This is a genomic window from Labilithrix sp., from assembly GCA_019637155.1.
Taxonomy (GTDB): domain Bacteria; phylum Myxococcota_A; class Polyangia; order Polyangiales; family Polyangiaceae; genus Labilithrix.
The window spans coordinates 325,543-344,037 of the sequence record JAHBWE010000006.1 but is presented as its reverse complement, the minus strand read 5'-3'; the positions used below and the strand labels follow the sequence as shown (position 1 = coordinate 344,037).

Sequence of the window (18,495 nt, the reverse complement as noted above, 5' to 3'; positions counted from 1 at the left end):
CGTGGCGGTCGGTGCGGTGGTCGTCGCGTGCGACGCAGGCGCCGAGGCGGACGCGCCGGCGACGAGTGAGAACGCGCAAATCAGCGATATCCTTACGATGACGCGCCGTGCAGACGGGCAGTTCGACGTCCTCTGCGCGGACGGCTCCCGCGCGGTCGTCACCGCCGAGCAGATCGCGGCCAACCAGGTCTGCGGCGGGCCCGTGACTCCTCCACCCCCGGCGAGCATCCGCGGCCGCATCTTCGGGCGGACCGACAGCTGCGACGGCGATCCGGTCGCCACCGTGAGAGACGACACCGACTGCTTCGCGCTCAGCGCCTCCGCCGTCGCGTGGAGCGTCTGGAAAGACGGCCGCTGCGTGAACATCAGCGACACGAACGTCCGCTCCGCGTGCCTCGCGCTCAAGCCGGAGGGCAAGGCGGTCTTCGGGCGAAGCGACAGCTGCGAAGGCGACGCGGTCCAGGTCACGTCGGAGACGAACTGCTTCGCGCTCAGCGGCTCCGCCGTCGCGTGGAGCGTCTGGAAGGACGGCCGCTGCGTGAACATCAGCGACACGAACCAGCGCACGGCGTGCCTCCAGCTCAAGCCGGAGGGCCTCGCCGTCTTCGGGCGGAGCGACAGCTGCGAAGGCGACGCGACCCCGATCACGCCGGAGACGGACTGCTTCTCGCTCAGCGCGAGCGAGGTGGCGTGGAGCGTCTGGAAGGACGGCCGCTGCGTGAACATCAGCGACACGAACAAACGCGCGGCGTGCCTCTCGCTCCAGCCGAGCGGCCGCGTGATCTTCGGCCGGAGCGACAGCTGCGAAGGCGAGCCCGTCGCGCGCATCACGCCGGGCTTCGACTGCTTCACCCTCAGCTCGAGCGCGCCCGCGTGGAGCGTCTGGAAGGACGGTCGCTGCGTGAACATCAGCGACACGAACGTGCGCGCCGCGTGCCTGCAGCTCGAGCCGCAGTAGCGACGCGCTCACTTGCAGCAGACGGTCAGCTCCTGCGCGAGGGCAGGCGTCCCCGGCGCCGACGTGCCGCCCGTCTTGCACGACGTGTTCGTCGGCGGGTTCGGATCGTAGCGGTGCGAGCCGTAGGTCGTGGCCTGCGCCTGCGTCGGGTTGCAGCCGCCGACGGGGTACGTGAGGCCGGCCGTGCCGCTGCAGTTCGTGCTCGCGAAGTAGCGGAGCGTCCCCGAGGTGGAGCACTGCCCCTCGACCGAGCACGTGCAGCCGCTGCCGCACGTGAAGCTCGCGCTCGCGCCGACGCGATGACGGGTCGGCCACTCGGCCGGACACGCTCGCGCTCCCTGCGACGCGACGCACGTCTCGTACGGCGCCACCTGCGGCGCGCACGTCTTCCCGTCGCACTGCGGGATCACCGTCGCCTGACACACGCGGACGCTGGTCGTCTTCAGCTTCGAGTTGTCCTTCGACGCGGACGCGGTGCAGTTGCCGCCGGTGCGCGTCGCCGTCGGCGCGACGTAGTTGCGGTCGTACTCGATGAACGGCCCGTGGAAGCCCTCGGTCGAGCACCCCGTCGGAACGGCTTGTCCCGTGCTCGTGCACGAGCCGCTGCCGACGGGTCCGTAGAGGAGCGTGATGCTGCCGCCGGCGGGCACGGTGCACGTCGGCGGCTGCGTGAGGTTGCACCCGCACGTGCACGCGCCCGGATCGAGCGTCGGGTTCTCGACGCCGTCGAGGAGCGGCGCGAACCCGGTCGGACAATCCGCGTCCGAGCTCGGCGCACCGAGCGCGACGAGCTCGAACCCGTCGGGGAGGACCTCACAACCGCTGGCGCTGCACGCATCGACGACGGTCGCGTCGACGAGCGGCAAGCCGCCGTCCTCCGGCGGAGGAGGTGGCGGCGGGCTCGTGCCGGTCCCTGTCGTCGTCGGCGGAGGCGCCGCGGCTTCGGAGGCGTCGGGAGCATCGGGATCGACGAGCAGATCGCCGACGCCCGTGAGCGCCGTGCACGCTACGAGGACGGTGCCCATGGCGCATGCAACGACGGCGCGTGAGAGCCCTTTGCCCCGCATGCTCGCAGAGCGTAACGGAAGTCCGACCGATCCGTCGACGCGAAGGTTTGTCCGTAGATGTGCGCCCCGCCCGCTTCGCGCTCACGGGATCGGGACCTCGCCGCGAGCGATCGCGTTCACGACCACGCTCGCCGCGACGAGGCCGAAGGTCCCCGTCACGAAGCTCGCGCTGCCGCGGACGAGCACGCGCTCCTCGCACGAGTGATGCTCGTTCTTGCCGCCCGGGCACACGCAGTGAAACCCTTCGTCGCCGTCGTACGCGAGGGGGGAAGGATCGCGCGCCGGCTCGGTCGACCACACCGCGCGCACGCCGAAGCTGCCTCGCATCGGAAACCCGTGCTCGTGACGAAGCACGCGGCGGACGTCGGCCGCGAGCACGTCGCCCTTGGTCTTCGCGAGGTCGCTCGTCGTGACCGCGAGCGGATCCGTCCGGCCGGCCGATCCGAGCGTGGTGACGACACGGAGACCGCGCGCGCGACACTCCGCGAGGAGATGGCACTTCGCGGTGACGTTGTCGGTCGCGTCGATCGCGAAGTCGACGTCGCTCCGGAGGATGCGGTTCGCGGTCGGCGCGCCATAGAAGAGCGGCAGCGCCTGGACCTGGAGGCGCGGATCGATGAGCTGGGCGCGCTCGGCGAGGACGTCGGCCTTGCGCTTCGCGACGTTGACGGAGAGCGCCTGCAGCTGGCGGTTCGTGTTGGTAACGCAGACGCGATCGAAGTCGACGAGGGTGAGGCGTCCGACCCCGCTCCGCGCGAGCGCCTCGACCGCGAAGGACCCCACCCCGCCGAGCCCGATCACGAGCACGTGCGCGCGCGAGAGGCGCTCCAACGCCGCGTCGCCGTAGAGACGGCCGAGCCGATCGAAGCGGCGATGGAGCCGAAACGGCGCGCGGGCGGGCTCGGTCGTAACTTGGCTCATGGCTCCTCGATCCGGAACAGACGGCAGGCGTTGTCGTGCGTTCGCGCGGCGATCTCCCGTTCGGGCTCGCCGCGGATCGATGCTACCGCGCGCACGACGTCGGCGAGAAAGGCGGGCTCGTTCGGCGCGGGGCGACGCGCGCGCGGGGTCTGATCCGGCGCGTCGGTCTCGACGAGGAGCCGCTCCGGTGGACACGCCTTCACCGCCCGCGCCGCGCGGCCGCCTTCGTGCCACGTGATCGATCCCGAGAACGACAGGTGGAGCCCGAGCTCGAGGTAACGCGGGACGAGCTCGGGGCTGCCGCTGTAGCTGTGGACGACGCCGCCGGCCGCGGGCACGCCGACCGCGGCGAGGACCTTCAGCGCCTCCTCGTGCGCGCGGAGCACGTGCAAGAGGACGGGGAGGTCGTGCTGCTGCGCGAGCCGGAGCTGCGTCGCGAAGAGGTCGGCCTGCGCGTCGTAGCTCTCGCGGCGCTCGCCGACGCCGTCCATGCCGATCTCGCCGAGCGCGACGACGGCGCTCGAGCGTCGCGCGAGCGCGGCCGCGAGCCGATCGACCTCGGCCTCCCGCTCCTTCGGCGCGAGCGTCGCGACGACCTGCGGATGGATCCCGACGCTGCGCGCGACGCCGGGCAGATGCTCGAGCGCGGCCTGGCGCTCCCAATCGACGGAGTCGACGCCGGCGAGCAGCACGCGCCGAACCCCGGCCCCCTGCGCGCGCGCCCACACGCCGGCGGCGTCGTCGACGCGAGCGTCCTGGAGATGCGCGTGACTGTCGAACACCGCGCGGATGCTTGCGCGACCGCTCCCGGCACGCAAGCGCGGGACGCCTGCGCGGCCGCTCAGACGCGGCAGCCCTGATCGTCGCACGCGCGAGCGCCGGGGGTCGCGTTCGCGTTCGCGTCTCGTTGCGATGCGCGCGTGTCGTGCTCGGCCTCGAAGAGCAGCCGCGCGATCGAGGCGCCGAGGAGCAAGTCGTCGTGCGCGCCGAAGACCTGCTGGCGCAGGTGTCCTTCCGCGTCGATGAGCAGCGTCGTCGGGGTCCCCCGCATCGCGTAGGCCTTCATCGTGCGTGGGATCGGATCGCCGTCCGGTCCCGGCGCGTCCACGCCGACCGGGAACGTGATCCGATATTCGTGGAGGAAGGCGCGGAGCGACGCGAGGCCCATTCCGTCATGGTGCTCGAACACGGTGTGCAGGCCGACGACGGTGAGCGGCGCGGACGAGAACGCCTCCGCGACGCGCATCGCCTGCGGGAGCCCTCGCGCGACGCACCCCGGGCACAGCATCTGGAACGCGTGGACGACGACGACGCGGCCGCGCAGCTTCGCCAGCGTGAGCGGCTCGGGCGTGTTGAGCCACGTCGTCGTCTCCCACTCGGGCGCGAGCGCGGAGGTCATCAGAAATCACCGTCTTTCACGTACGGGTGGCTCCAGAGCGTCATCTGCAGGATGCACGATTTGACCCAGGCCCCGTACATCTTCTCGACGTCCTCGGCCGAGTGTCCCTTCTTCGCGAGGAACGGCTTGAGCGTGAACGTAACCGGATAAATCAGCGCGAAGAGGTGGCGAAAAGGGACGATGTCCGTCGACGGCGCGCCGTCGGTCGCGTTCTTCTTCGCGCGGTGATGGCGGAGCCCGATCTCGTGCTGGTAATCGAGCCACTTCTGGTCGTATTCGGCGCGCGCGGTGTCGAGGATCCACTGCCCGAAGCGCTTTCGGACCGCGCCGAGATAATCGCCAATGGGTTTCCCGTCTTCCTTGTTCGTGAACGACGCCAGCAAGTGGGGATTCGCGCCGACGAAGCCGTACCAGACATCGAGGATCGCCTCGACGTGGTCCTTCACGACGTCGAGAGAGAGGCGGAGGTATTTCACGTCCTCGTCGTCGAACAAGGCGCTCTTTTGCATCAGCGCGAAGTCGGACAGCGTCACGGGCGAGGGCGCGACGGCGCCATACGTGTAACCGGGAATGCTCATCGTCTTTTCTCCTTCCGTCGGTGGACGAACCTCGACGCTCTTCCCTGCCGGAGCGCGGCAGAAGGACGAGCGGCGATCTTTCTTCGGTCGCTCAGCTCGTGTTCACGAACCGCTCCCACGCCGCCGCGCGCTGGGCGGCGGGGGCCTCGAGGTGCTCGGGGCAATCGATGCGCAGGCTGCGATCGGCCATCGCCGCGTCGACGTAGGCGCAGTGGTGGGGCGCCTCGCCTTCGTGCACGTGGGGCCGGAAGTGCGTGCACGTCACGCACATTCGGTTCGTCGGGATCTGCCCGCTCTCCTGGAGCGCGCGGATCATCTTGATGAGCCCGGACAGGAACACCTCTTGTTCGGCCTCCGACATCGTGTCGACCGCGACGGCCAGGAACTCCGGCCACGCTCGCGCGCTCGCGGCCCGCGCACGCCCCGACGCGGTGAGCTCGAGGAGGCTCGCGCGCGGATGCCGCGGATCGCTCCTCCGAAGGACGAGCCCCTTCTCCACCAGCGCCTTCACCGAGTCGCTGATGGTCGGGAGCGTGAGCGCGAGCCGCTTCGACAGGTCGGTGCCGGTGAGCGCCCCCTCGCCCGCGAGCGCGGCGAGGATCTGCCCTTGCGTCGGCGAGAGGCCGTCCTCCGCGGCCTTCAGCCACGTCTGCTGCTTCATCGCGAGCCCGAGCTTGTGAAGCCCAGTCGCGATGCGCTCACCGAGCGGCGACGTTTCCTCGAACGATGGAAGCCGCCGCCGCGCCATGACCGACACTCTAACTTAGGACTCCTAACTGTCAAGCCGACTGGATCGTGATCGCTGGATCGCGCATGCATCTATTCGTCATCACGGAAGAAAATCGAACAAGGAGCGGAACCGACCGGCGGCGCTCGCGTAGTGACCGACATGAAAGGCATGAACGCTCGCGTCTTCGTCGCCCTCGCTGCCGCTGCTCTCGTCGCGCTCGCCTCCGGATGCGCGGCGCCGGAAGAGGAGAAGGAAGCACGCGGCTCGCACTCACTCGCGACCTACCCGTCGAAGTGCCTCGGGACGAACATCTGCGACAAGTCCGGCAACCCCAACGGCCCCGGCTCCGAGTGCCGCGGCACCGACTGCGATCTCCCCCGCGCCGCCGACGACGAGCCGCCGGTGACCAACGCCAGCTACGAGGAGGACCGCTACGACGACGAGGGCAAAGGCGACGACTACGAGGACGAGGACGACGACGACTACGAGGACGACGGCAACTACGAGGACGACGGTGACTACGAGGGCGACGGCGACGACTACGACTACGACGAGGCGTGAGCGCCGCGCGCCACCGCCGAAGCGCGCGCGTTCCGAGCCCCCGAGGAGATGGCAATCGCCGCCATCTTCGGCTCTTCCCAATAGGCCTCACCACCTTCGACTCCACGATCGTCCCGCCGAGCGAACGTGCAGCTCGAGGCGCCCGTTCTCCGCCGCCTCGCGAAAGAGCCCGCCGCCGTTGCCGCAACCGCGAAGGCGCTGCCGCGCTCGCTCTCGAACCGACCGCGGAAGCGAACGCGGGGCGGACCCAGCATCGCCCCGCGCTCACTCGAACCGTGACCGCCACCGACGCGAACGCGTAGCGGGCCAGCATCGAGCCGCGCTCACTCGAACCGTGACCGCCGCCTACGCGAATGCGTGGTTCAGTTCCCCGCCTCAATCTCGCGGAGCTTCTCGGCGAGGTCTTCGTTGATCGTCGGTACCAGGATCGTCCGTGCGATGAGCTTCGAGGTGACCTCGATCTGGTCCTCGATCGCGGGACGGAGGAACGGGAACGCGTCGCTCAGCGCGACCGCGTCGACCCAGGCCTTGAGCCGGCCGGCCGCGACCGCCTGGTAATACGTCTCGGTGAGGATCCGCATCACCGCCGCCGGCGACTGCCCGAGGCCCGGGGCGTACGTCTCCGCGAGCGAGCTCAGCGTGGCGTCGACGTTCTCGCGCAGGATCTCGTTCACCTTGAAGTGATCGCGCTTGCGGCTCTCGCGCACGGCCCCGCGCTCGCCGATGCCGACGATGTAAAGCGTGTGCGCGAGGTCGCGGTTCACGTGCGCGTTCACACCGAGCGTGACGTGCTGCACCTGCAGCGGCCGCTCGTCGCGCGCGGCGTCGAACGCGATGCGCCACGAGCCGGGGATCTCGTCCGCGCGCCCGTCGGCGTAGCCCACGAACGCCTCGCGATAGAGCTCGGCGAAGGTCGTCATGTAGCGCGCGACCCACACCCCGTCCTCGAAACGCCCCGCGTCGATCGCGGCGCGCGCGGAGATCGTGATGTCGGTGTAGAGCGAGGCGAACGGAGCGCGATCGTCCTTCTGCCGCGTGAGGATCGTGCGCAAGCATCCGAGCCGCGTCTCGGCGTCCTCCGGATCCTTCAGCGGCTCGTCCATCAGCCGCCGCGGCGACGCGGGCGACGTCGGATCGAGCCCGCACGTCGCGGCGTTCAGGTTCGCCGAATCGGACGCGGTGCTCTCGTCGGTCTCGGCCGCGCAGCCGGCCGCCGCGAAGGAGAGGACGAGCGCAACGGACCACGAGCGCAAGGAAGGCATACCCACATCTCAGCAAGTCATACGCCGGTGTAGTCCGCCCAGATTCCAAGCACTTCGGCTCGCGTTTGATCCGTGGCGGATCGACCCCAGCCCACGACGCGCGGCCCACCCACCTCGCGCGCTGCGCGGTTTGCGCGAGCTTCGGCGCAGGCCGCAGGCCGCAGGCCGCAGGCCGATCAGAAGTGCCGCTCGAACCAAACGTCGAGGACCGACACGATGCGGCCGTCGCTCATCGTCGCGCCGCCGCGCTGCCGGATCGCGCCTTCGATCTCGCCGCCGGAGGTGAGCCGCTGCGAGACGGAGACATAGCCGGTCGCGATCGAGCGGACGCCGCGCGCGCCGAGCGTCTCGAGCTCGTCGGGCGTGCTCCGGCCGTCGTGATCGCGATCGAACCAGAGCCGGAGCGAGGACCAGACGCGGTCCTTCGCGTCGATCACGCCGTCCTCGACGTCGTCGTACGCCGCGAGCGCCTCGAACCCGTTCGCGCTCGAGAGGAGCCCGTCGCGGCCACGCGTCCGGTTGCCGAACAGCTCCTCCGCGCCGTCCACGACTCCGTTCCCGTTCGCGTCGCGCACGAGGAACGGCGTGTCCTCCGAGATCACCCAACCGAGCGTGTCGCGGCGGCCGTCACCGTCGATGTCGAAGACGTCCGCGCGCGCGGGCCCGAGCTTCACGCCGGCGCCGCGGAGATCGAGGACGAGCGGCGAGTCGTGGTTGTCGCAACCCTTGTGGCCGTAGCCCTTCGGGAAGCCGGCGCGACCTTCGTCGTCGGCGGCGATGACGAGCGGCGACGTCGGCCGCGCGTACACCACGCTCCGCGACTCGTCGTAATAGGCCTGAAGGAACCCGACGATCCCGCAGCCGGTCCCGCCGATCCCGCGGTTGAACGCGATCGTGCGGCCGGTCGGGAAGCGGCCCGCGCTGCCCTTCACGCCGCGATCGCTCTCGTTCTTCGGCTGGATCGACGCCCCGCACGCGGCGGGGCTCCCGAAGCGACCGTCGCCTCCCATCACGATCGCGTATTCGGTCGACGTCGCCGGGAGCGCGCCTCGCTCGACGGGAATGTCGAGCTCGCCGTTGCCGCTGACGACCGACGCCTTCAGCTTCTCGAAGGCGGCGCCCTCGACCTTCACGAGCACCTTCTTGTCGACCACGTTCACGAGCGAGAGCGAGGTCGCGTCGGCGAAGCTCGCCTGGTTGAAGTCGACGCCCATGTCGCTGCACGAGCGGTAGATCGGGACGTTCCCGAACTTCTGCCCGGCCGACGCCGCGAACGTCACCTTGATCGACGGCGGCGCGGCCTCCTCGCCCGGCTCGATCGACGCCACGTCCGCCTCCGTCGCGGAGGCCTTCGTGCTCTTCGTCATCGCGCTCGTCGTCGACGCGCTCTCGTCGTCGGCCTCTTCGTCGCTCTCGTCATCGTACGTCGCGCCCGTCTCGCGCTCGTCGTCGTCGGCGGCGATGCGCACGCGGCGCTCGATCGTGACGGGCGCCTCCGTGCACGCGGCCGAAGCCATCGCGATCATCAGCGCAGTCACGCAACGGAGCTCGATCTTGCTCATGCGAGGACGAAGAGCAGCGACCGTGCCCGCGCCTCGCCACGCGGATCCGCCGAATTAGGTAGTTGTCTCGTCTCCGCGTGGCGACAACCAAGCCCCGCCGCGATCCACGCGCCATCGACCTACACCCGATTACGTTTCGATCACCTGGCCACGATCTGCATCCTGAAAGCCGCGGCCTCTTTGAGGATTTAAGCGCGCCCACATCGGCACACCCCTGCTTCACGGGCCCGGCAACGAGACGGCGAATCCGAACGAGGACGAGCCGAAGAGAGCGCGAGCGTCGACTTCATCCAGGACAAGGTGCCGATGACGGCGGGCGGCATCGCGACCAGCGGCGCCGACGTCTACACGCGCACCGAGAAGGCATCGTCCGCGCGCCGATCAACGCCGCGTCGAACGCGACCGCCACCGTCGTCGTCGCCGGCACCGCGTGCCCGATCTTCGACGCCGTCGTCCTCGACGGCACGACGCTCTACGCCGCCTGGTCCGCGCCTTCGCGCTCGACGGCACGTCGACGAAGACGATCGCGGCGGTCCCGTACGGCACGGGCATCGGCCGCCTCCGCGTCGCGTCGACCGCGGCCTACTGGCTCTCGACCTCGAACGCGCTCGGCACGCCGCAAAGTAGCTCCTCTACGGCGGAGGAAGGTTGCACCTTGCATACACATCGCCGCTCGGAGCGCACGCGCCGTTGCAGTCGATCGCGAAGCTCTCGCCGTTGCAGCTGCACGTCCCCTTCTTCGCGGCGCACTTGCACGAGAGCGCCCTCGTCTCGGCGCCACACTGGTAGAGGCTCACGCTCTCGCAGTAGGACTGCGGAAAGTCGGAGGTCCCCGAGGAGCTCCCGCCGCGGAGCACGCAGCTCGACGCCGGCGGCGGCGAGTCGTCCTTGCGCTCGATGTCGTCGTTCTCGCCACGCTGCGACCTGGACACGCCCGATCCGGTCGGATCCGGATCGGGATCGGGATCGATCTGCCCGCCGCACGCATACGCGGTCACGGCGAAGAGCGTGGTACCGGCGATCAGGAGGACGAGGCGGCGAGCGTTCATCGAGAGAAAGCATAGCGCTTGCTCCCACCACGATGGCGACAGGTACCGTACGATCGGCACGCCATGGCGACTCGCTCGACGAAGCGCCGCGACGAGCTCGCGGACGATGCTCCGTTGCTCGCGGCCATCCGCGCCGTGCCGAACGACGACGCGCCGCGCGCCGTCTACGCCGACACGCTCCTCACGCGCGGCGATCCGCGCGGCGAGATGATCGCCGTGCAGCTCCGGCTCTCCGCGCTCGAAGGCATGGGCCCGCTCTCGCGCGACGAGACGGAGGAACGCGCTCGCCTCCTCGCGCGGCAAGGCGAGCTCGGAGAGGCCTTCGGTCGCGCCGCGCCGAACGTGAGCGCGCAGCTCCACCGCGGCTTCGCGACGCGCGCGCTCCTCCGCGCCGGCGGCGAGCGCGAGCTCACGCGCGATCCCTTGTTCCACTACGTCCTCCGCGAGCTCGTGCTGTGGCAATGCTCGCCGCGGCTCGTCTTCGAGCTGACGCGCTCGCTCCGCCGCGAGCACCTCGTCCTCCTCCGGAAGGTCGTCTTCAACGGCGCGGTCGGCGCCGAGAACGCGGAGGCGCTCGCCGGCTGGCCGCCGCTCGCGCGTCTCGAGGCGCTCCGCTTCGTCAAGAGCGAGCTCGGACGCGACGCGCTCACGACGATCCTCCGCGCGACGCGCACCGGCGCGCTCCGGAGCCTGGCCGTCTTCGACGACGACATGTCGGGCCTCGCTCCGGCGCTCTTCGAAGTATGCCCATCGCTGCTTCGTCTCGAATTGTCCTTTTGCAATTTGGCAGTCGCGGACGTCGCCGCCATCGTGGCCAATGAGCGCCCGCTCCGCTCGCTCTCGCTAAATGGCAATCGCTTCGGTGACGCGGGCGTGGAGGTCCTCGCCGCGTCCGAAGCGCTCGCCGACCTCGAGGAGCTCGACCTCACCGCCTGCGGCTCGACCTCCGAAGGCCATCGCGCGCTGGCGCGTGGGAGTCTCCCGCGCCGGCTCCGCCTCGTGCTCGAGCGCGCGGACATCGAGCCGGAGGACGCCGCCGCCCTCCGCGCCCGCTTCGCGGACCTGAGGCTATCGTGAGTTTGAAGCGCGTCATGGCGGCGCTCGCGGCGCTCGCGCTCGTCCTCCTCGTCGCGTGCTCGCGATCGAGCACCACGAACGTGCCGGCGATGCAGGATGCCGTGACCGACACGGCGGGCAAGCTCTCCCCGACCGACGACGCGGCCCTCGAGACGCGCATCACCGCCTACCGCAACCGAACGGGCAACGAGATCGCGGTGCTGCTCATCGGCTCGCTCGGTGACGAGTCGATAGAGGACGTCGCGTACCGGACGTTCAACACGTGGGGTATCGGGAAGAAGGGGAAGGACAACGGCGTGCTTCTCGCGATCGCGCCGAACGAACGCAAGACACGGATCGAGACGGGCAAGGGCGTCGGCCACCTGCTCACCGACGTCGAGTGCGGGCGCATCCTGCGCGAGCGACTCGGGCCGTACTTGAAACAGGACCGCTTCCGAGAGGGAATCGAGGCGACGCTCGACGCGATCGAGGCCGTGCTCGACGAGCGCGCTCTTCCTCCGCCGCCCGCGTCGCTCCACGCAGCGCCCTACGCGCGCGGGATGTACGTCATCGCCGAGGCGGGGACGCTCGGAGACTCGGTCGTCGCGACGCTCGAGGAGGAGATCGCGCGCGAGGGCACGCTCTTCAGCAACATCGCGATCGTCATCGTACCGGGCCTCCCGAACCTCGAGCCGCACGTGCGCGCCGCCAACGCCCCGTCCTGGTCCAAGGCCCACGCCGAGATGCGTCAGCTGCGAATGAAGGCGCGGCTCGACGCCGACCCGATGCTCGTCATCATCGGCGTCACGCCCCGCGCCGCCGCGGTGCGCCCGATCACGGTGATCCAGCACGAACGGGTGAAGACACTCGGACCGCGCTTCGAGGCGGCCGTACGCTCCGCGCCCTCGGTCGAGGAGGCCGTCCGCGCAGTCGCGCGCGAACAGATCGCGTTCGCGCGCGCGGAGAGCGAGCGGGCGGCCGCACAGACAGCAGAGAACGCCGCCGACGCAAAGCGGAGCAACACAGCCCTGATCGTCGTCATCGTCGCGCTCGCTCTGTTCGTCGGGGCGCTCATCTGGTTCGTGATCTGGGCGGTGCGTCGAGGCGAGTATTCCGGCTACGAGCCGTCGTCGTCCGACGCCGCCACGTCGTACTCGTCCTTCTCTTCCGATACGTCGAACACGTCGACGTCGACCGACACGAGCTACTCCGGCGGCGGAGGCCGCTCGGGCGGCGGCGGCGCAAGCGACAGCTACTGATCGCGCGACGAAAGCGAACGCCGACGGCGCCAGGCGAACGCGTGGGCGTGCCGAGGATGAGGCCATTCGCGTCGAAGAGCGGACCGCCGCTGTCGCCGTTGCACACCGACTCGCCCGTCGCGAAGTCGTTGGCGTGATCTCACCCGCGCGCGGGGAGTCTATTCGCGCGGGAGCTTCGCGACGATCTCCTCGGTGACCGTCCAGAGCTTCTTCGCGGTCGCTTCGTCGGTGCCGTCGCGGCGCGGACGGGCGACGTTGCAGTTCGAGAAGTACTTGCCCGAGACGCCTTCGAGGGACGGATGTGTCGCGACGAAGACCTGCGTCGCGGCGCCCTGCGGGATGCTCTTCAGCGCGAGCGGACCGGCGACAGCATAGAAGGCGCCGACGAGCGGGTTCATGTTGCGAGCGAGGTTCGTATCGATGACGCCGGGGTGGAGGGAGTTCGCGGTGCGCTTCGTGCCGCGGAGGCGATTCGAGAGCTCGAGGGCGAAGAGGATGTTCGCGATCTTCGAGCGGCCATAGGCGCCGAAGGAGCTGTAGCCCCGCGAGCCGTCGAGGTTGTCGAAGTCGATGCCGCCGCGAGGCGCCCGCTTGTGTGCGTCGCTGCTCAACATCACGACGCGACCGGTATCGGTGAGCTGGTCGAGGAGCCCGTTGACCAGCATGAAGTGACCGACGTGATTGGTGATGAACTGGAGCTCGTACCCGTAGGCCTTCTCGAGCTTCGGCAGCGCCATGATCCCCGCATTGCAGACAATCGCGTCGAGCGCGAACCCATGTGCCTTCACCGCCTCGATGCAGCGATGGATGCTCGGCGCATCGGCGAGCTCACAGGCGACGGGAACGACCTCGCCCCCCGTCACACGCGCGTCGGCCTCCCTCGCCTTTGCTTCGGTGCGAGCGGTCCCGACGACCCGAGCCCCGCGGAGCGCGAGCACGCGCATCGTCTCCAGGCCGAGGCCAGAGTTGCATCCGGTGACGAGGAAGGTCTTCCCCGCGAGCGAGAGACCTTCCGTCACCTGCTCCGCCGTAGAGCCATAGCCAAAACCGCTCGGCCCCACCTTCGTGAAGTGCTCATAGAGAGACATGCATCCCCAGAATAGACCGACGCGACCAAGAAGGTCGCGACGTCGACCGATCGCTCCGGCGACCGCGATGGGAGAGGTCTCCGTCGAGCGGCTTGCAGCCGACCTCCTCGTCAGGGCGCTGCGAAGCCAGTCTTGGTGACGGGGCGGAGAAGTCGAAGCACTCGATCCGCGACGTGCCGATCGCGGCGCCGCTCCTGCCGGTGCTCAGGGCCGCGTGCGCCGGCGAGCTCCCGCTCGCGCGGGTCGTCACGAGCGCGCACGGCGGCACGCCGATAGACGCCGCAGCGCCCCGCCTCCACCGCGTCGAAGATCCAGGGATGCACGAGAGCGTCGCCCTTCAGCCAGGTGAAGGGTCCGAGCACACCGATTCGTGTTGCGTCGCTTGGCGCGAGCATCGCTCCCGTCCCCGCTCCGATCGTCCATTCCTGTCTCGTGAGAAATCCGCAACCGCACGCGACCCCGTGAAAGACCGGGCTCGCGGGTGCGGATGGTCGGGGAGGCGGGAGCTGACGCGGGCTGTGCGAGATCGGCCCGAAGGAACGATGGATCGCGCGTTCCGCGCGGTCGCGAGGCTGGCCGCAGAGGTGCACGAAGTGCCGCCGCGTTCCACGAAGTGCGGAAGTCATGTGAACGGGACGTGAACGGCAGACGAGGCTGCTCGATGGTTGGCGGGACACGTCGAGGAGGCGTCCGAGCTGCTCGATCGGACGATCTCACGGCTCTTGCAACCGGCGACGCCAGTAGCCAGGACGGCGACGCCCGTGAGCCACGGCAAGGACGCGGACGTCTTCTCCGGTCACGAGGAACACGACGCGGTACGGGAATCGTTCGACCTTGGCCGAGCGGACATGCGGCGGACGAAGAAGAGGGAATGACAGGGGCGCTGCGACGATGCGTACCAGCGCCACGTCGATCGCCGCGAGGAAGCGGAGCCCTCGACCGGCCCGCTGGCGTTGGTAGCGGCGAAAGTCCGCTTTCAAGCTCGCGAGACGCGCCGGCCGAGAACCGAATCAACCGCCGCCGAGCCTCTTTCGGAGCTCATCCCAGGGGACGCCTGGATCCTCGCCCGAAAGCGCCGCGGCGGCCCGCCTGTCGATCTCTTCCGCGTCGTCGATCGAGATCCCGGCCGGGGCCTCAAGGGAGTCGAGCAGGATGGCTGCAAGCTCTTCCCGTTCGTCGGGCGGAAGAGCCATGGCTTCATCGACGAGCTTGGGGAGCCCCATAAACACAGCGTAGCGCGCCTCGCCCGCCCGCGGAATGGACGGCGTGCAGCGCGATACTCGTGCGCATCGAGCGCCCGAGACTCCGGGCGCGTCTCGGGGCCAGTCAGCAGCCGCATCAGGAGCAACACGGCCGACGGCGCCGGCGTCGGCAGGGAGCGCACTGCACGAGACGTCCAGAGGCTCGGGTTTCACCGTCCGATACTTCATCGAGTCCACCGTTGGCGTTCTGCCGCTCTGGCCGCTGCCGCTCGGCCGGCGTCGGCCGCGCTGCTCTTCGGCGTCGGCGTGGTCGGCGACCAACTCGCTCAACCCACCCCGTGAACGGTTACCTTGCACCGCATCACGCGGCGTCGGTGCAGACTCTCGCACGCTCCGCTCCGCGCTGCGAATGAGCGCTCGTGCGGAACAGGCCGCGCAGCGACACCCGCCGCCGTCCGGTCTCGCGATGCTTCACGTGGGCCGACACGAAGATGCGATCTCCGTCGCGCCTTGAAGACGCGCGGCCGCACCAATCGCAGCGCGAACAGCGGTAAGCAGGTCTTCACGTTCCGTCGTCATGACGACCATCGCGATGAGCCTAGCGCTTCCGAAGCCGTGCATCCGCGAGGTCGACCACGTTGGGGCCGCGCGCCAGCACTTCAAGCTGGCGGCCGAGCAACTCGACGACGCCCCATTCGCCGGCCGCAGACGCGCGCTCGATCGCGCGGGTGAGACGGCTCACGTCGGTGTCCGGCTCCTCGTGAACCGGTCCACCCTGCCGTCCAACCAGCTCGGAAGTCCGCGGAATCTTGGTCGGGGAGGCGGGATTTGAACCCGCGACGACAAGCACCCAAAGCTTGTGCACTACCGGACTGTGCGACTCCCCGTGGAGTGGGCATCTCTTAGCACGGCGGGTGGTGTGGCGTCGACGGGGCGGCGTATAGGATTGGGGCGATGACGGCTGCGGTTCGGGCGCGGTTCGTGGAAGCGTTTGGGTTTGCGCCGCCTCGGGTGCTCGTGGAGCGGGGGCTCGTGGATTCGAGGAGGAAGTCGATGTTTCTTCCGCCGCTCGAGACGATGCTCGGGGGCGCGAATGCGTTCGAGGAGGTGCTTGCTCACGCCGAGCATCAGAACTCCATCTGGCCCGTCGCTCAGTTGCTCGCCGCGTGCTTCGAGCTCTCGCACGAAGGGGAAGGGCTCCTCTTCGTGCATGTCATGCCTGATGGTGGGGAGCGCGTCGTGTGGTGGGATCGCGGCGAAGGGTTCTCGCGGCCCGTCGCTACCGATGCGCGGCTCTTCCTCGGTGCGTACGACGCGTTCCAGAAGTGGCATCGCGACCGGCGGGCGGCGCCGTTCGCGCGCGCCGTCGATGCCGCGCGCCATGTGCTCGACTGGCCCGAGTGGCCGCCGATCGAGTGGGTCGAGACGTTTGGGTGGCACGATGACGTCGCGAAGCTCGGGGCGCTGCCCGCGCTTCCGAAGACCGCGTTCCGCGCGTCGGAGCGGCTGCGTCGCGCGCTGTGGCTCGCCGAGCTCCTCGTTCGCGGTCGCGTCGAGGAGATGCCCGAGCCCTCGGAGGATGAAGAAGACGCGAAGCCGCCGGCGCGGATCGCCGACTACATGCCCGACATCCTCTACTGGCTGTGGCACTCCGCGGCCTTCGGCGACGACGAGACACGGCACCGCTTGATCGCGCGTGCGCAGTCGTCGCGCTCCCGCGTCGTCCGCGACGCCGGGGCGACGCTCCTCGAGCGGATGCGTTCGCTCGAGGAGAGGGAGGAAAAGAAGAGGAGCAAGGAGAGGGCGAAGAAGAGGAGGAGTGGTGTCCGTTCTGGGTGACGCCATGGGCGGGCTCGCTGGATCAGCTGCCTCGAGAGGGCCTTCCAGTGAGACCGGAACCAAGCCTGAACCGCTATTTTGACGGCATTTCCGCTACGACGCAGCCGATCACCCACACTGGCATACACCGTGCTCGGCGGTGGGTATGCGGTTCGTTCGCTCGCTTGTGTCGGTTGGTCTCGTTGCCCTTGCTGCCGCTTGCGCCGCCACGTCCGAGGAGGCCGAGGACGAGGCGACCGCCGGCGACGAGAGCGCCGTCATCGATCGGAGCCAGCCCGCCCTCACGCACCAGCGCCTCGAGCAGATCGCCGCGCCGCTGCGGTCGCTCGATCAGCTTCCCGCCCAGCTGCCGAAGGACTTCCTCATCAACTTCACGCTGAAGCACGGGCGGCTCTTCGAAGGGCCGCGTGGGCACCTCGTCGAGCGCGTCGTCTCGCAGAGCTCGTCGCCGACCGCGCCGCGCGCGATCCTCTGGGACGAGCGCAGCGGGCTGATGATCAGCTACAACGGCGGCGCCGCCGGACAGACGGAGCCGAATCGCCTCGACGTGATCGACTTCGACGCGAACGCGAAGACGTTCAAGCTCACCGCTGCGCAGTTCGGCAACGGGCGCCCGCCGGTGTGGCAGTCGAACGCGGACATCGCCGAGGCGAGCCGTAAGTGCACGACGTGCCACGGGCCCGAGCACCGCCCCATCTTCTCGATGTACCCCGACTGGCCGTCGTTCTACGGCTCCGACAACGACGAGCTCACGAGCCGCACGAACCACGTCCAGGAGCGCGAGCTCGAGGACTACGGCAAGTTCCGGCGCGAGGTCGCGACGCGGAGCCTCCCGCGCTACACGCCGCTGTTCGACGCGGCGAACGTGCGGGCGCAGCTCCGCGGCACGCAGATCTATGCGTCGTATCCTTATCGCCCCAACCTCGACACGAACATCGAGGCGGTGTCGCGCTCGTTCGCGTTCCGGCCGTCGCTGCGCCTCGGCATCCTCGCGAATCGCCTCATGGCGCAGGCCGCGACGAAGCGCATCGTCGACCACGAGAACTTCGACAAGTTCGGGCCGCTCTTCCTCCACGACCTCCTCGAGTGCCGCTCGTCGACGACGACGAACCTGTGGAAGGACTCCGTGCGGAGCGCGATCGGCCGCGCGCCGCGCACGGTCGTCAACAACCAGACGCTCCACTACCGCGACCTGCTCGCGATCTTCGACCTCGAGGTCCGCGACATCGACATCCGCTACTCGTACAACCACGAGGGCTACAAGAACGACGACGCCTCGCGGAAGGTCATGGAGGTCGGGTACATCGACGGCTACTGGAACTCGTACTTCGACGGCTCCGCGACGATCGACGAGCTGATCGCGATGCAGCTCTACAAGCACCTCGCCGCGACGAGCACGTACGCGGACCTCCGCGGCACGATCGACAACCCCGACGGGCTCGTCGTGAAGTATCAGCGCCGCACCGAGCGCTTCAAGTTCGACCGGAACTTCTTCGAGGAGATGGATCGCAAGGGCGAGTGGATCCCGATCCCGTACCCGCTCGCGAAGCTCAACGACGTCCACCACCGCGAGGGATACCCGTCGCGCTTCTCGACCCAGCACCGCAACCTGTGCGCGAAGCTCGATCGGCACCTCGCGCGCGGTCCGGGCAGCAGCACCGGTCCGGTGGAGCCGCCGCCGTCCGCGGACGCGTGCCCCGCCAACTGCGTCGCCTCGAGCTACTGCGTGAACCACCCGAACGCCTCGCAAGCGATCAAGGTCGACGGCCTCCCGTGCATGGTCGCCGGCGCCGGCGGCTGCCAGCCCTGCCGCTGAGCCCGCCGCCACGTCGGACGGGACGCGACAAAGGCACGCGGTGTGCGCTCGCGTAAGGGCGCATCGTCCCGATTTTTCCGGGAATGTGTCAGCGACTGAGCCGTTCGTCGTCCATCCCCCGCGTGGCTATCCTTCGCGATGGGAGGTC

19 protein-coding genes and 1 tRNA gene are annotated in these 18,495 nt (G+C 69.3%); 6 read left to right on the top strand and 14 right to left on the bottom strand.

The genetic code is table 11. The features are described from left to right. The first annotated feature begins 97 nt into the window (after window positions 1-97). The gene (locus KF837_14990; GenBank protein MBX3228623.1) at window positions 98-958 is read left to right on the top strand and encodes a hypothetical protein; all 861 of its coding nucleotides are present in this window, start codon (window positions 98-100) and stop codon (window positions 956-958) included. Between the two features lie 8 nt (window positions 959-966). On the opposite strand, the gene KF837_14985 is transcribed toward KF837_14990, so the two are convergent. The 6 genes from KF837_14985 to KF837_14960 all read right to left on the bottom strand — a co-directional run bounded on the left by KF837_14985 (window position 967) and on the right by KF837_14960 (window position 5,671). Then, window positions 967-1,983, bottom strand: a complete 1,017-nt coding sequence (locus tag KF837_14985; GenBank protein ID MBX3228622.1) for a hypothetical protein — start codon at window positions 1,981-1,983, stop codon at window positions 967-969. A gap of 123 nt (window positions 1,984-2,106) precedes the next feature. Then, window positions 2,107-2,946: a tRNA threonylcarbamoyladenosine dehydratase gene (locus tag KF837_14980; GenBank protein MBX3228621.1), complete on the bottom strand. Its 840-nt coding sequence runs from the start codon at window positions 2,944-2,946 to the stop codon at window positions 2,107-2,109. Beyond that, the gene (locus tag KF837_14975; protein MBX3228620.1) at window positions 2,943-3,728 is read right to left on the bottom strand and encodes a TatD family hydrolase; all 786 of its coding nucleotides are present in this window, start codon (window positions 3,726-3,728) and stop codon (window positions 2,943-2,945) included. The genes KF837_14980 and KF837_14975 overlap by 4 nt, the downstream gene beginning before the upstream one ends. A 59-nt stretch (window positions 3,729-3,787) precedes the next feature. Next, window positions 3,788-4,345: a redoxin domain-containing protein gene (locus KF837_14970; GenBank protein ID MBX3228619.1), complete on the bottom strand. Its 558-nt coding sequence runs from the start codon at window positions 4,343-4,345 to the stop codon at window positions 3,788-3,790. Then, complete coding sequence (locus KF837_14965; protein ID MBX3228618.1) at window positions 4,345-4,923, bottom strand: protogloblin ApPgb; 579 nt, start codon at window positions 4,921-4,923, stop codon at window positions 4,345-4,347. The genes KF837_14970 and KF837_14965 overlap by 1 nt, the downstream gene beginning before the upstream one ends. A 91-nt stretch (window positions 4,924-5,014) precedes the next feature. Then, entirely contained in the window at window positions 5,015-5,671 is a 657-nt protein-coding gene (locus KF837_14960; protein ID MBX3228617.1) for a winged helix-turn-helix transcriptional regulator, read from the bottom strand. A gap of 150 nt (window positions 5,672-5,821) precedes the next feature. On the opposite strand from KF837_14960, the gene KF837_14955 reads away from it, so the two are divergent. Next, window positions 5,822-6,214 (top strand): hypothetical protein, encoded by a 393-nt coding sequence (locus KF837_14955; GenBank protein ID MBX3228616.1) that lies wholly within the window; start codon window positions 5,822-5,824, stop codon window positions 6,212-6,214. Between the two features lie 362 nt (window positions 6,215-6,576). Here KF837_14955 and KF837_14950 read toward each other — a convergent pair whose 3' ends face one another. The 3 genes from KF837_14950 to KF837_14940 all read right to left on the bottom strand — a co-directional run bounded on the left by KF837_14950 (window position 6,577) and on the right by KF837_14940 (window position 10,087). Continuing rightward, on the bottom strand, window positions 6,577-7,476 hold the full coding sequence (locus tag KF837_14950; protein ID MBX3228615.1) for a hypothetical protein: 900 nt from the start codon (window positions 7,474-7,476) through the stop codon (window positions 6,577-6,579). Window positions 7,477-7,652: 176 nt separating this feature from the next. Next, window positions 7,653-9,038 (bottom strand): hypothetical protein, encoded by a 1,386-nt coding sequence (locus KF837_14945; GenBank protein ID MBX3228614.1) that lies wholly within the window; start codon window positions 9,036-9,038, stop codon window positions 7,653-7,655. 632 nt (window positions 9,039-9,670) lie between these two features. Further along, window positions 9,671-10,087 (bottom strand): hypothetical protein, encoded by a 417-nt coding sequence (locus KF837_14940; protein MBX3228613.1) that lies wholly within the window; start codon window positions 10,085-10,087, stop codon window positions 9,671-9,673. Between the two features lie 63 nt (window positions 10,088-10,150). Here KF837_14940 and KF837_14935 point away from each other — a divergent pair, with 63 nt between their 5' ends. Further along, a complete protein-coding gene (locus KF837_14935; GenBank protein ID MBX3228612.1) occupies window positions 10,151-11,164 on the top strand; it encodes a TIGR02996 domain-containing protein in 1,014 nt (337 codons plus the stop codon). Next, a complete protein-coding gene (locus KF837_14930) occupies window positions 11,161-12,402 on the top strand; it encodes a TPM domain-containing protein (protein MBX3228611.1) in 1,242 nt (413 codons plus the stop codon). Before KF837_14935 ends, KF837_14930 begins: the two co-directional genes overlap by 4 nt. Before the next feature lie 158 nt (window positions 12,403-12,560). Here the strand turns inward: KF837_14930 and KF837_14925 are convergent, their stop codons facing one another. The 5 genes from KF837_14925 to KF837_14905 all read right to left on the bottom strand — a co-directional run bounded on the left by KF837_14925 (window position 12,561) and on the right by KF837_14905 (window position 15,579). Beyond that, window positions 12,561-13,490 carry an SDR family oxidoreductase gene (locus KF837_14925; GenBank protein ID MBX3228610.1) on the bottom strand — a complete coding sequence of 310 codons (930 nt, stop codon included), beginning with the start codon at window positions 13,488-13,490 and terminating at the stop codon, window positions 12,561-12,563. A gap of 713 nt (window positions 13,491-14,203) precedes the next feature. Continuing rightward, a complete protein-coding gene (locus KF837_14920) occupies window positions 14,204-14,470 on the bottom strand; it encodes a type II toxin-antitoxin system RelE/ParE family toxin (GenBank protein ID MBX3228609.1) in 267 nt (88 codons plus the stop codon). 30 nt (window positions 14,471-14,500) lie between these two features. After that, window positions 14,501-15,022: an addiction module protein gene (locus KF837_14915; GenBank protein MBX3228608.1), complete on the bottom strand. Its 522-nt coding sequence runs from the start codon at window positions 15,020-15,022 to the stop codon at window positions 14,501-14,503. Window positions 15,023-15,290: 268 nt separating this feature from the next. After that, on the bottom strand, window positions 15,291-15,434 hold the full coding sequence (locus KF837_14910; protein ID MBX3228607.1) for a hypothetical protein: 144 nt from the start codon (window positions 15,432-15,434) through the stop codon (window positions 15,291-15,293). Between the two features lie 68 nt (window positions 15,435-15,502). After that, window positions 15,503-15,579: transfer RNA gene (locus tag KF837_14905), tRNA-Pro, on the bottom strand. A 166-nt stretch (window positions 15,580-15,745) separates the two neighbouring features. On the opposite strand from KF837_14905, the gene KF837_14900 reads away from it, so the two are divergent. Together KF837_14900 and KF837_14895 are read left to right on the top strand one after the other, a co-directional pair. After that, on the top strand, window positions 15,746-16,531 hold the full coding sequence (locus KF837_14900; protein ID MBX3228606.1) for a hypothetical protein: 786 nt from the start codon (window positions 15,746-15,748) through the stop codon (window positions 16,529-16,531). A gap of 166 nt (window positions 16,532-16,697) precedes the next feature. After that, the gene (locus tag KF837_14895; GenBank protein MBX3228605.1) at window positions 16,698-18,347 is read left to right on the top strand and encodes a hypothetical protein; all 1,650 of its coding nucleotides are present in this window, start codon (window positions 16,698-16,700) and stop codon (window positions 18,345-18,347) included. Window positions 18,348-18,495 lie beyond the last annotated feature (148 nt).